The sequence below is a fragment of the Campylobacter sputorum subsp. sputorum genome (assembly GCF_008245005.1).
Lineage (GTDB): Bacteria > Campylobacterota > Campylobacteria > Campylobacterales > Campylobacteraceae > Campylobacter_F > Campylobacter_F sputorum.
Genome location: NZ_CP043427.1, coordinates 1,616,276 through 1,629,960, shown reverse-complemented (window position 1 = coordinate 1,629,960; position 13,685 = coordinate 1,616,276). Strand labels below are relative to the sequence as shown.

The following is a 13,685-nucleotide window of genomic DNA, read 5'->3' as shown; positions in this document are numbered from 1 at the left end:
AATCATATCATATTAATTTATAATTATTATTAAGCAAATTAAATTTTATAAATAATATAAGAAAATTATATTATTTATGTTACAATAAACATAAAATTGATGCATAGTATTATTTTAATTTTTTGATAGATTTTTATATAAAAATTTATTTGGCTGATTTAAGTAAAGTTATGATTGAATTTTTAATTAATTATATTAAGAGGCACTAAGCAATATGACAAATTTGGTATTAGCAGGAGGTAATGGCACTAGATTGTGGCCGATAAGTAGATTTTTATTACCAAAACAATTTATAAAATTTTTTGATAATAAATCTTTATTTCAGCTACTATTAGATAGAAATTTTGAAATTTTCGATAATAGTATAGTTGTATTAAATGCAGAACAATATTTTTTAGCGGTTGATCAGGTTCAAGAAATTAAAACAAATATATCTAAATTTATTGTTGAACCAATAGGTAAAAATAGTGCTGCAGCTATAGCTATATCTTGTTTTTCTTTACCTAGTGACGAAATAGTTTTAGTAACGCCATCGGATCATCTTATAAGAAATAAACAAGAATACAAGAATACAATACTAAAAGCAATACCTTTGGCAAGAAATAATTTTTTGGTTACATTTGGTATAAAGCCAACATATCCAGAAACTGGTTTTGGATATATAGAGATAGAAAATCAAAATGATGTTAAAATGTTTCATGAAAAACCAAAATACGAGATAGCACAACAATACATAAAATCCGATAATTTTTTTTGGAACAGTGGTATGTTTATGTTTAAAGCAGGTGTATTTTTAAATGAATTAAAACAATATTCGCAAGATATTTATAATACATCTCTTGTGGCTTATAATAGATCAAAAAAAGAAAATAATACAATAAGAATAAATTTAGAAGATATGAATAAAATTCCTTCAAATAGCATAGATTATGCCTTAATGGAAAAGAGTAATATAATAAAACTAGTTTATAATAATAATTTAGATTGGTCTGATGTTGGAAGTTTTGAAGCATTGCACGATAAATTGCCAAAAGATGAAGATGATAATACAAAAAATGATAATTTGATATCAATTAATAGTAAAAATAATTTTGTATATTGTGATAAAAATATATCTTTAATAGATATAGAAAATTTAATAATAGTAGATACAAAAGATGTTTTACTTATATCAAAAAAAGGCAATTCTCAAAAGATAAAAGACTTAGTTTCTAAACTTAAAAAAAATAATACGGAATTAACAGATACTCATGTAACAACGCATAGACCATGGGGATCTTATACTATATTGGAAGCTGGATATAACTATAAAGTTAAAAATATAATTGTAAAACCTAAAAAAAGATTATCTTTGCAAAAACATTTTCATAGAAATGAGCACTGGATAATATTATCGGGAGTAGCATCTGTGACTATAGGAAATTGTACTAAAAATATATATCCAAATGAATCTATATACATAAATAAAAATACTGAGCATAGAATATCTAATAACACAGACGAACCTATTGTTTTAATAGAAATTCAAACTGGAAATCATATAAGCGAAGATGATATTGTAAGAATAGAAGATGATTTCAATAGGGTTTGATTGTATAAACAATGTCTAAAAAAAGTGTATTATATATAACAAGTAGATTTCCATATCCACCTTTAGGAGGAGATAGGCTAAAAAGCTATAATATGCTTAGGATTTTATCAAAAAAATACAATATAAATTTTGTATCTATCATAGATAGGGATTTAACTCAAGAAGATATACAATTTTGTCAAAAACACTTTTATAAATTTAAAATTTATAAAAAAAGTAAATTTTTTTATCTTATAAATATAATTAAATCCATCATAAAATTTCAATCTTTGCAAGTAAATTATTATTATTTTAAAGATATTCAAAAATACATAAACAGCCAAGTAATTGAATGTGATTTTGTATTAAACACACTTATAAGAACATCTAAATATGCCTTAAATATAAATAAGCCAAAATTTTTAGATATTGTTGATAGTATTTATAAAAACTATACTTTATCTATAAAGAATGTAAAATCTATATTTTGGAAATTAATATATATATATGAAAAGAAAAAAATATTTAATTATGAAAAAAAATGTATCAAAAGCTATGATATGACATATTTTGTAAATCATAACGAAGCTCAATTTTGGTCAAAATTCGGACATACTTCATGGATACCAAATGGCGTAAATAGAGATATTTTTACATATACAAAAAGAGATGATAGTTTTAAAAATCATATAATATTTTTTGGAAAAATGGATTATCAGCCAAATATAGATGCTGTTGTATGGTTTATAGATAATGTTTTTCACAAACTAAATAACAACATAAAATTTACCATAATAGGCTTAAACCCTAGTAAAAAATTAAATAAATACTTAAATGACAAGATATCAATAACGGGATATGTAAAAGATCCATACAATATTATTAATGGCTCTTTTTTATGTATAGCCCCTATGCAAACAGGCGGTGGTATTCAAAATAAAATACTTGAGACAATGGCTTTAGGTAAAATAACTATTATATCATCATTTGCTGCAAATTCCTTAAAAAATGCAAAACACAATAAAGAATTGCTTGTTGCAAATACACCAGATGAGTATGTAAGTATTATTAATGATATTTATCAGAATTATGATAAATATAAATATATTGAAAAAAATGCAAATAAATTTATAAAAGACAATTTTACTTGGGAGATTTATGCTAATAAATTATTTTCTATACTACCATAAAAACTATATTTAAATCAAATTAAGTTATTCTTTGATATAATCATAGGTTATTTTATATAATTGGGATTTTATTTGATTAAAGATATTTTTAAATACAAGTTTTTTATAATTAATTCTATTAAAACTGAATTTAAAACTCGTTATGCAAGGAGCAAGGTTGGTCTTTTTTGGGCTATTTTACATCCTTTAGCACAAGTTTTGATATATGCTGTTATATTATCTTCGGTTCTCTCAAATAAATTACCAGGTATTAATAATAAGTATTCGTATGCCATATATCTTATGTCTGGAATGCTTTGCTGGAGTTTGTTTAATGAAATTTTTGCAAGAAGCGTAAATGTATTTGTAGATAATGCAAATATTATTAAAAAAATGCCATTTCCTAAAATTGTCTTGATATTAAATGTAATAATAAGTTCATTGGTAAATAATTTTTTACTTTTTATATCTATTGTTTTCGTTTTTTCATTTTTAGGACATTTTTTAGGATTTACTCTTTTGATCCTACCTTTTTTTGTATTATTAACTATCATTTTAGCAAGTTCATTTGGATTGATTTTTGGTATATTAAATGTTTTTTTGCGTGATATTTGGCAGTTTATTTCTATAGCATTGCAATTTCTTTTTTGGCTAACTCCTATTGTCTATATGATAAAGATAATTCCACAAAAAATAGAAATAATTTTATATTTAAACCCATTACTACATATAGTAAATGGTTATCATGATATTTTAGTTTACAATAAACTACCTAATATTCTACCATTATTATATCCTCTAGGGCTTAGTGTATTTGGTATATTTTTGGCCTACAATCTTTACATAAGAGCAAATAAAGATATGGCGGATATTTTATAATGATTTTAGAAGTTAAAAATATCAGTAAATACTACTACGAATATGAGAGATTTTTAAAGCGTTTTTTTAGTTGGTTTGGTATTGATAATAATCAAAAAAAATTAACCATACTAAATGATATAAATTTCAAAGTAAAAAGTGGTGAAAGTATAGGTTTAATAGGTGTCAATGGTGCTGGTAAAAGTACACTCTTAAAAATCATATCAAACACTTTAAAACCAAGTAGCGGAACTATAAAATTGAATGGAAAAATAGCTTCTATATTAGAACTTGGAATGGGATTTTATGGTGATTTAACAGGTAGAGAAAATGCTTATAACGCATGTGCATTATATGGATATTCAAAAAATAAAATAGATAAACTTATATCGTATATACAAGATTTTGCAGAAATTGGAGAATATTTTGATATGCCTGTTAGAATTTATAGCAGTGGCATGCAAATAAGGCTTGCATTTGCTGTAGTTACAGCATCAAGACCAGACATATTAATTATCGATGAGGCATTAAGCGTTGGGGATACATATTTTCAACATAAAAGTTTTGATAGAATTTTAGAATTTAAGAAATTAGGAACGACGCTTATTATTGTTTCTCACGATAGTGCTGCTATAAAAACAATTTGCGATAGAGTGATTTTGCTTGATAAGGGTAATATTTTAAAAGATGGAAAACCAAGTGATGTTCTTGATTATTATAATGCACTTATTTCTAAAAAAGAAAATGAGCAAATAATCCAAAAAAACCGCTCAGGTAATCAAGTATTAACTATATCTGGTAATTCAAAAGCAAATATTACAAGCATTAAAATTCTTAATTCACAAAACAAAGAATTAAAATTAGTAAATATAGGTGAAAAAATCAGACTAAAAATTAGTGTTTTAGCAAATTTGGATTTAGATTCATTAGTATGTGGCTTTCAGATAAAAGATAGATTTTCTCAAATTGTATATGGAACAAACAGTTTTTTTCTGGACAAAATATTAAAAAATGTACCAAAAAATGAGAAAATAGATTTTAATTTTGAATTTGTAGCAAATTTGGGCGTAGGTTCGTATAGTATTTCTGTTGCAATACACTCAAATCAAAACCACATAGGAGATAACTACGAATGGATAGACAATGCTGTTATTTTTCAAATACAAAACATATCAAATAAGCCAGAATTTATCGGATTAGCATTTTTAGATACAATACTAAATACGGAGAAAGCTGATGGATAATTTTTATAAAAATTTTGAAGATGCTTTTAGGGGCTCTAAAGAATCTATAAAAATAAGATTAAATGTCTATATAAAATTTTTAAATATTTTGAAATACAATAATGAGACGATAAAAGTATTGGATATTGCCTGTGGTAGAGGCGAATGGCTTGAGCTTTTAAAAGAAAATTCGATAGATGCAATGGGATGTGATATAGATCAAGGTATGATAGATGTCTGTCTGAAAAATGAGTTAAATGTCAAAAAAATTGATGCACTTAATTTTCTTAGAACATGTAAAGATAATTCAATAGATGCTATAACAGGTTTTCATGTTATAGAGCATTTAGATTTTGAATATTTAAATATGCTTATAAAAGAGTCTTTTAGAGTATTAAAAGAAAATGGTATACTTATTTTTGAAACACCAAATCCTGAAAATTTGCGAGTATCAACGCTTTATTTTTATACTGATATAACTCATAAAAAGCCGATACCACCTGAACTACTAAGTCATATTGTTGATTATAATAGTTTTAATAAAAAATTTATAATAAGACGAAATTCTAAATTAGATAAAAATTCTTATATAAATATTGAAAATATTATAAATGATGTAAGTCCAGATTATGCGTTAGTTGCTCTAAAATTACCTTCAAATAATATTTTATCAGATATTGAGATGTTGGCATATGATGCAAATGATCTAAGCTTTGATGATTTGGTAAATAAATTTAACAATCAAAATTTACAAACTAAAAAGGAGCAATTGGAAAATATAAACGATATAAAAAAACAACTAGAAATAATAAATGAATTTATTACTAAATTTAAAAGAGTTTTTTCGCCATTAATTAAAATTTATCATATTTTTGTGCGGATAAAACTCTATATAGAAAAAATATTTTCAAAATTTATTTTTTATATAGTAAATTTCATAAACAATAGACCAAAAATAAAAAAAATGATTAAATTAGTTATTAAAAAATATCCATATTTATATACTTTTGCAAGTAAAATATGCAGTAATCAAAAAAGTTATCGCAAATTCAATACAAAAAATATTCCACAAATACTAGATATTAAATTTTCAAATGACCATGTTTTAAATTTGCAACTTAAAGAATATGAAAAATATTTTAAAAATTTTGATGACTTAACCATTATAGGCCATATAAATGGATCATATGGTTTATCATCTACAAATAGAAACATAGCTTTACAATATATTGAAGTTGATAAAAATTTACATTTTATACCATACGAGGATAGTAAATTTTCTGATATTGAAAATTTAATGATAAGTTTAAATGATGAGAAAAAGATAAAAGATATTTTGCTATATGAAAAACCAAATTTTAAAAATTCGATTAATATTTATCAGCATTATCCTCCTATAGAAGATGTAGAAAAAGGTTATAATATAATTATATTTTTTTGGGAAGAATCAAAAATTCCGGCTAAATTTATAGATATTATAAATACTCATTATAATGCAGTTATAGTATCTACATACTTTATAAAAAAAGTACTTATAGATAATGGTTGTTTGTTGCCTATAAAAGTAAGTGATTTACCTTTGCAAAAGCCATTGTGTCCAACTGTAGTTAAAAATTCTTCCATTAAAAAAGAGATAATTTTATTGCATATTTCATCATGTTTTCCAAGAAAAGGAGTTGATATTTTATTAAAATCTTTTAATAAAATATCTCAGAATATTAATTTTAATTTTAAACTTACTATAAAAACTTTTCACAATATTCACAATGATATATTAAATCTTGTTGAAACATTAGTTGATAAAAAATTTCATGAAAATATAAAAATAATATTTGATGATTATTCTAGTGAGCAGATAGCAAATTTATATGAACAATGTGATATTGTAGTTTTGCCTACGAGAGGCGAAGGTTTGAATATGCCAGCAGTTGAAGCATGTTATTATAAGAAGCCTCTTATTGTTACGAAATATGGTGCACAAAGTGACTTTTTATACAATAAAGCTACTTTTATAGATTTTTCTTTTCAACAAACAAATACACATTTTAATATAAATAATTCAACTTGGAGCGATCCATTATATGAAGATTTAGCAGACAAAATTATAAATCTTGCAAAAAAATTATAGATGATGATAGTGTTTTAAGAGAAGATTTAAATGAATTAAATTTAAGAATTTTAAAAACAATGTTTAGTACTAAAACTACTCAAAATTTTATATCATCTCTATCTTCGCTTTATGCTTTTAGATCTAAAAATCCAATTATAAAAATTGCTATTATATCTAGCTATAATGATGAGTGCGGAATATCTGAATATTCAACATACATAGTAAATGAGTTAAAAAATCTAGATATAGATTATGAAATTTATTCATGGAGTCAAAAGCAAAGCAATACCATAAAAATACAAAAAGATAACCCGCTTGATATAAAGACAAATTGTAATATTATTTGGCTACAACATCATTTTGGTTTTTACTCTTTAGACGACAAGTTACTAAAAAATTTAATAGAACATAAGAAAAAGAGAAAAATATTAGCCATAACTCTTCATTCTACAGAACCTATTTTAAATTTTGATACAGAAAATCAGATTAAAGCTATAGAAGTTTTATCTAATTTTGATAGAATTTTTGTTCACACCATAAACGATTTAAATGTTTTAAGAGCTTTGAGTTTAGTTGATAATGTGACATTGATACCACACGGTATACAAAAAATACAAAGAAAAAATAAAAAAAATAAATTATTCAATATAGGATTTTTTGGTCTTTTATTTGAACATAAAAATTTAGATTCGCTTATAGAGGCTTTTGGTGAATTTTCTAAACAAAATGATAGTATTTTAAATATAATATCACATCCTAGAGATGAAACATCTAGATATTTATTTGAAAGATATAAAGATAAAATTAATAAATTAAATTTAAAACAAAAAATTATTTGGCATTCAGAATTTTTGCCAATAAATAAAGTAAATGAAATTTTATCTAATTGTGATTTGATAGTGCTTCCATATCTAGATAGCGATGAAAGTGCTAGTGGTGCATTAAGGATAGCATTAAGTTGTTGTGATAATGTTATGATTACAAAATCAAGAATTTTTGACGATATGCGTTATCTTTGTATAGAGATAGATGGATTTAAAAGTGCAGATATACTAAAAGGGCTTAACGATTTTATGAAGTATAAAACAACTAACAAAAAAGAGTTGATAGATAAATTTATTGATGAAAATTCTTGGAAAAACATAGTATTAGAACAGATAAATATTTTTAAATCACTACTTATCGATAATAGTTTTATAGATTTTTTACTTAATAACAACAAAAAAGCATAGATGATTATAGTATTTTTACTCTGGCACTTTTTTATATTATTTTAAGTATTAAAGTAATAAAATTACGCTTGTAATTTTAGTAAAGGATGTATTTGTCTAGACAAGTTAGAACATTTATTTCCCCTTATGTTTTAGTAAGACAAAGGGGAAATTTTTTTATGTCAAACAGCGATAAACAAATATATATAGACACACTTTTTAGCATAGCAAAAAATCAAAATACAGAAATTTTTGCATATCTTTTAGAAAACTCATCGGTTGAGTTATTTTTAAAGACAGAAAATTTACCCAAATTTATGCAATCATTAAATAGTGTTTTTATTAGAAAACGAAATAAAACTTATGAAATAAAACCAAAAAACGAACTAAAAAGATATGATGTAAAAGATATAAATATAAGCCAGTTTGAAGACATACTAGCTTATTTTGTATCAAAAAATGCTTATACTTTTAGGGATACACAAAAAAACCTATCTATAGGACAGAAAATAGAAATTCAACAATTTAAAAAAAGGACTTATATGAATATAGTACCATTAATTAAAAATAAACACAAAAACATAACATATCATAAAGAAAAAATTCCAAATTTAGCATATACAGAAATTTTAGCAACAGAGATTATATCTTGTGAAAGAAATTTCCCTGTAGTTTTTACAAATGATGCCTCTCCAAGACTTATTGCGCTTTTAGGCAAAACATCAAATTTAATCATTGATGACAATTTTAAAGACTATATACCAGCATATTTACAAAATTATCCTTTTTTATTAGCAAAAGTAGATAAAGAAAATATACTTTGTATAGATGAAGATGCTAAAGAGTTTAGCGGGGATGGCGAAAAACTATTTGGAGATGATGGAGAACCTAGTAAGTTTTTAAGTCAAGCTATTGGAGCTATGAAAAACTATAATGCAGAATTTGAAAAGACAATTACGGCACTTGAAGAGATAAAAAAATCAGGTATTTTAATAAAAAAAGAGTTAAGTGTAACACATGAAAACAAAAAATATGTTCTTATAAAAGGTTTTTCTATAGTTAGTAAAAAGAAGCTTTTAGAGCTAGATGATGCTACACTTGCAAATTTTGCTAGAAAAGGCTATTTAGAACTTATACACTCTCACTTAAGAAGTCTAAATAACTTAGAAAATTTAACAACAAAGATTTTAAACGATGAAAATAAATGAAATTAAACAAACAATAATTCGGTCTAAAAAATGTATAATATATGCAGCGATTTTCAGCGCTTTTGTCAATGTGCTTATGTTAACACCACCTCTTTATATGCTACAACTTTATGGCAGAGTTGTTACATCTCGTTCTTTGGATACTCTGTTTTTCTTAACCCTTATAGTTGTATTTTTATATATTTGTTTAGGTTTTTTTGAAATTTTAAGATCTAAACTTCTTATTATTTTTGCAAATCAAATTGATTTGAATTTATCTGAGAGAATTTATGATGCAACATTTAAATTAGCTTCTGCTAATCCGGGTAAAACATCGTCTCAAGCTATGAGCGATTTAAACTCTATAAAACAATATCTTAGTACAAATGGTGTTTTTGCATTTTTAGATGCACCTTGGCTTCCATTTTATATATTTATTTTATTTATTTTTCATCCATACTTTGGTTATTTTAGCATAGTTTCAGCCATTATCTTATTTTCTATAGCACTTCTTAATGAAAAAGCAACTAAAAAAGGATTGCAGATTTCAAATGAAACATATAGAAGTGAAATGAAATTTATAGACACAAACTTAAGGAATTCAGAAGTTATTCAAGCTATGGGAATGAATCAAAGCCTAAAAGATATTTGGTCAAAAAAACATAACATATTTTTAACAACACACTCTGAATCTAGTCTTAAAGCTGGTATTTATACAAATTTATCAAAAACAGTTAGAGTTGCTTCTCAGTCTTTGATGTTGGGACTTGGTGCATATTTAGTTGTCAAAATGGAAATAAATCCAGGTATGATGATAGCTGGTTCTATTATAATGGGTAGAGCTTTAGCACCTCTTGACTTGTTGATTTCTAGTTGGAAAAGTTATAAAAATACAAAGGAAAGCTATCAAAGACTTTCTAAATTTTTAGAAGAGTTTCCAAAAGAAGGGGAGCATTTGACTTTGCCAGATCCAAAAGGCGATATTTCTCTAGAAACTGTAAGTATGATACCACCAGGATCAAAAACTCCAACTTTAATCGGTATAAATTTAGCATTAAATGCTGGTGATATGTGTGCTTTTATAGGCCCAAGTGCTGCTGGAAAAAGTTCTTTAGCTAGAGTTGTTTTAGGAATTTGGCCTATTTTTAATGGCGTTGTTAGGATTGATGGAGCTGATATTAGGCAGTATAGCACAGATCATATAGGTAAATTTGTAGGTTATTTACCTCAAGATGTAGAGCTTTTTGAGGGAAGTGTTGCACAAAATATATCAAGATTTGGCGAACTTGATAGTAAAGCTATTATTGAGGCAGCAAAATCCGCAAATGTGCATGAAATGATACTAAATTTACCAAATGGTTATGATACAAAAATAGGTGTAGGCGGTATGAGTTTAAGTGGTGGACAAAGACAGAGGATAGCGCTTGCTAGGGCACTTTATAAAAATCCAAAGATTATAGTTTTAGATGAGCCAAATGCTAGTTTGGATGAAGAAGGTGAAAGAGCTTTATTTAATACTCTTTTAGCATTAAAAGGAAAAGCAACCATCGTTTTAATCACTCATAAATTAAATGTTTTAAAAGCTGTTGATAAGATAGCTGTTTTAAGCGATGGAAAACTAGTATGTTTTGGACAAAGAGATGCAGTTTTAACTCAGCTTGCCGGAGCTAAGCCTCAAATAGAGCCAAAAAACCATAAAATATCTTTAGATGATTCAAAGGATGAAAATTGATACTTAAAAACGAAAATCCAACTATACGATTTGGTATTTTTATAATATTTTTATTAGTAGGTGTTTTTGGGTTATGGATAGGATTAGCACCATTGCATAGTGCTGCAGTTGCCGTTGGCAAAGTAAGTGTTATAAGCAACAAAAAAACAATCCAGCACCTAGAAGGCGGAGTTATAGATAAAATCTATGTAAAAGATGGAGATCATGTAAAAATCGGAGATCCTTTAGTAGAGATTAGTAACGCTATGTTAGATAGTCAAATGCAAATTCTAAGAAGTAATTTTTTGCAAAATAGCACACTGGTTTCTAGATTGGAAGCACAAAAAGATGACGCTAAAACTATAACATTTAGTGATGAGATAGATGGTTTTGAAGATGCAAGTATGGTCAAAAATGCACAAATAACTATATTTAATGAACAATCCAAGCTTCTTAACGATGAGATAGATATATTAAATCAACGCATAGCTCAACTACAAAAACAAATTTCAGGAACAAAGGCTGTAGCAAAAGCCAAAGAAGAGAGAATAACATCTATAAAAGAAGAAATGAAAGAGTGGCAAAAGCTTTTTGATGAGCAACTAACGGATAAAGTTAGATTAAGGGAATTACAAAGAGAAGAAACTACACTAAAAGGAGATTTAGCTTCTTTAAATGCTGAGATAGCAAAGTTAGAAGTTCAAATTACAGAAACAAAATCTCAAATAGTATTTAGAAAAACATCATTTAAAGAAGATATTTTAAAAAAATTAGAAGTTGCAAAAAACGATCTTATAAATGTTAAAGAAAAATACAAAGCATTAAAAGATCAATCTAATAGAACTTTACTAAAATCCCCAGTAGATGGCACTATAGTAGAGTTACAACTCCATACTATAGGAGGAGTCATAAGACCTGGAGAAAAAGTTATGTCAATTATCCCAAGCGAAACGGATTTTATTATAGAGGCAAAGCTTAAAACAACAGACATAGATACGGTTAGTGTTGGACTTGATGCGGATATTAGATTTAGTGCTTTTAATACACAACAAAGTCATGTAATAGAAGGAAAAGTTATATATATATCAGCAGATAGTTTAGAAGATCAAAGAGGATATCCGTATTATGAGCTAAAAGCAGTTGTTACAAAAGAAGGGATGAAAAATTTACAAAATAATAAATTTTTCTTACTTCCAGGAATGCCAGCTGAGGTTATTATAAAAACTGGAGAGAGAACTGTATTAAATTATTTCTTAAAACCATTTACAGATATGTTTAAAAGGGCATTTAATGAAGAATAAACTACTTTTTGCACTAGTTATTTTATCTCAAATTCTTTGTGCTAGAGAAGCAACATTATGGGAAGCTTATGAGTTGGCACTTCAAAATGATAGTGATTTAAAAAGTAAAATGTTTGAGAATTTGGCTATACAAGAACGCAGTAATCAAACTCTTGCATCACTGCTACCAAGTATTACATTTGAGAGTGCGTTTATGGGCGAAAGATATAAGAAAGGTAAAACTCACAGACAATTAGATGAGAGTTTTTTCAAATACGGAGTAAATTTACAACAATCAATTTTTAGAGCACCTCTTTGGTATGAACACTCACGACAAAAACTTATTTCAAAAGAAAATGATATAGAATATGAAAATAAAAAACAAGAATTAGCAAAAAAAGTTGCACAAGCGTATTTTAACTACTCATATGCTAAAGAGTCTTTACAATTAGCATTAAGCTACGAAAATACAAATAAAATAAGATATGAGCGTATGGAAAAACTTCTCAATTTAGGTCTTAGCAATAAAATGGATACTTTAGAAGCTAAGGTTAGATATGATGAGGCAATATTAGGAGTAAATAAAGCAAAAAGGCAAATAGAACTTGCTAGGTTAGAATTATATAAATTAGTAGGAGAAGAAATACAAACTAAAAATAGTTTTTCAAATTTAGAACTTGATTTTTTTGAAAAAATTGATACGGCTAAATTTATGGATGTAAATGAAAATTTAGACTATAAGCAAAGTATAGTTATGAGAGAAATTGCACAAAAAGAGTATCAAAAACGCAAAAGCGAACATCTTCCAACCCTTGATTTTTCTATAGGTTATTATAATTATGATTATGTAGATGACGATGATTTTGGAGATGAAAAAAATAAGCTTGAGAGTATGATAAGTTTTAAAATTCCTATTTTTTCAGGCGGTGCAACAAGCTCAAGAGTTCAAGAGGCAAGATTACTTGAATTATCATCTGCTCAAAAACTTCAAGATATGCAAAAACAAGTTGAAATTTACCAAAAGCAAATGCTTAGTGATTTTCAAAACTATATTTTTGAGTATAAAATCACACAAAATTCACTAACACACGCTCAAGTATATGAAGAAAGCATACAAAGAGGCTATGAGGAAAAACTTAAAGATTTGGTTGATTTACTAGATGCAAAATCTCGTCTTTTTAAGGCAAGAAATGATGTATTGCAAGCTTCATATAAATTAGTAATGTCATATATAGAGCTAAATTATCTTATAGGCAATATCTCTCTTGATACAATGCAAGATTTGCAAAATGCTTTTTAATATCATTTAATACCAGTCATTACGAGATAAAGTTATTATAAGTTTGGATTGCTAAGACTTAAAGGC

10 protein-coding genes are annotated in these 13,685 nt (G+C 26.1%); all 10 read left to right on the top strand.

Features of this window, described 5'->3' with window-relative positions:
* Window positions 1–214: 214 nt before the first annotated feature.
* The 10 genes from CSPT_RS08330 to CSPT_RS08285 all read left to right on the top strand — a co-directional run bounded on the left by CSPT_RS08330 (window position 215) and on the right by CSPT_RS08285 (window position 13,619).
* Window positions 215–1,591 (top strand): mannose-1-phosphate guanylyltransferase/mannose-6-phosphate isomerase, encoded by a 1,377-nt coding sequence (locus CSPT_RS08330; protein WP_033916685.1) that lies wholly within the window; start codon window positions 215–217, stop codon window positions 1,589–1,591.
* 11 nt (window positions 1,592–1,602) lie between these two features.
* Entirely contained in the window at window positions 1,603–2,760 is a 1,158-nt protein-coding gene (locus CSPT_RS08325) for a glycosyltransferase (RefSeq protein WP_033916686.1), read from the top strand.
* Window positions 2,761–2,820: 60 nt separating this feature from the next.
* Complete coding sequence (locus tag CSPT_RS08320) at window positions 2,821–3,618, top strand: ABC transporter permease (RefSeq protein WP_335582324.1); 798 nt, start codon at window positions 2,821–2,823, stop codon at window positions 3,616–3,618.
* Window positions 3,618–4,841 (top strand): ABC transporter ATP-binding protein, encoded by a 1,224-nt coding sequence (locus tag CSPT_RS08315; protein WP_033916687.1) that lies wholly within the window; start codon window positions 3,618–3,620, stop codon window positions 4,839–4,841. The genes CSPT_RS08320 and CSPT_RS08315 overlap by 1 nt, the downstream gene beginning before the upstream one ends.
* Complete coding sequence (locus CSPT_RS08310) at window positions 4,834–6,948, top strand: methyltransferase domain-containing protein (RefSeq protein ID WP_089183159.1); 2,115 nt, start codon at window positions 4,834–4,836, stop codon at window positions 6,946–6,948. The genes CSPT_RS08315 and CSPT_RS08310 overlap by 8 nt, the downstream gene beginning before the upstream one ends.
* A 59-nt stretch (window positions 6,949–7,007) precedes the next feature.
* Complete coding sequence (locus CSPT_RS08305) at window positions 7,008–8,162, top strand: glycosyltransferase (RefSeq protein ID WP_089183158.1); 1,155 nt, start codon at window positions 7,008–7,010, stop codon at window positions 8,160–8,162.
* Window positions 8,163–8,248: 86 nt separating this feature from the next.
* Window positions 8,249–9,349, top strand: a complete 1,101-nt coding sequence (locus CSPT_RS08300) for a SapC family protein (protein ID WP_089183157.1) — start codon at window positions 8,249–8,251, stop codon at window positions 9,347–9,349.
* A 76-nt stretch (window positions 9,350–9,425) separates the two neighbouring features.
* The gene (locus tag CSPT_RS08295; protein ID WP_235610063.1) at window positions 9,426–11,060 is read left to right on the top strand and encodes a type I secretion system permease/ATPase; all 1,635 of its coding nucleotides are present in this window, start codon (window positions 9,426–9,428) and stop codon (window positions 11,058–11,060) included.
* Window positions 11,057–12,340 (top strand): HlyD family type I secretion periplasmic adaptor subunit, encoded by a 1,284-nt coding sequence (locus CSPT_RS08290; RefSeq protein WP_089183155.1) that lies wholly within the window; start codon window positions 11,057–11,059, stop codon window positions 12,338–12,340. The genes CSPT_RS08295 and CSPT_RS08290 overlap by 4 nt, the downstream gene beginning before the upstream one ends.
* Window positions 12,330–13,619 carry a TolC family protein gene (locus CSPT_RS08285; RefSeq protein ID WP_089183154.1) on the top strand — a complete coding sequence of 430 codons (1,290 nt, stop codon included), beginning with the start codon at window positions 12,330–12,332 and terminating at the stop codon, window positions 13,617–13,619. The genes CSPT_RS08290 and CSPT_RS08285 overlap by 11 nt, the downstream gene beginning before the upstream one ends.
* The last annotated feature ends 66 nt before the right edge of the window (window positions 13,620–13,685 follow it).

Bases quoted from the DNA above. Each gene is read 5' to 3' on its own strand.
- CSPT_RS08295 (WP_235610063.1), top strand. From the start codon at position 9,426: ATGTTAACACCACCTCTTTATATGCTACAACTTTATGGCAGAGTTGTT.
- CSPT_RS08300 (WP_089183157.1), top strand. From the start codon at position 8,249: ATGTATTTGTCTAGACAAGTTAGAACATTTATTTCCCCTTATGTTTTA.
- CSPT_RS08330 (WP_033916685.1), top strand. From the start codon at position 215: ATGACAAATTTGGTATTAGCAGGAGGTAATGGCACTAGATTGTGGCCG.
- CSPT_RS08325 (WP_033916686.1), top strand. From the start codon at position 1,603: ATGTCTAAAAAAAGTGTATTATATATAACAAGTAGATTTCCATATCCA.
- CSPT_RS08285 (WP_089183154.1), top strand. From the start codon at position 12,330: ATGAAGAATAAACTACTTTTTGCACTAGTTATTTTATCTCAAATTCTT.
- CSPT_RS08315 (WP_033916687.1), top strand. From the start codon at position 3,618: ATGATTTTAGAAGTTAAAAATATCAGTAAATACTACTACGAATATGAG.
- CSPT_RS08310 (WP_089183159.1), top strand. From the start codon at position 4,834: ATGGATAATTTTTATAAAAATTTTGAAGATGCTTTTAGGGGCTCTAAA.
- CSPT_RS08305 (WP_089183158.1), top strand. From the start codon at position 7,008: ATGTTTAGTACTAAAACTACTCAAAATTTTATATCATCTCTATCTTCG.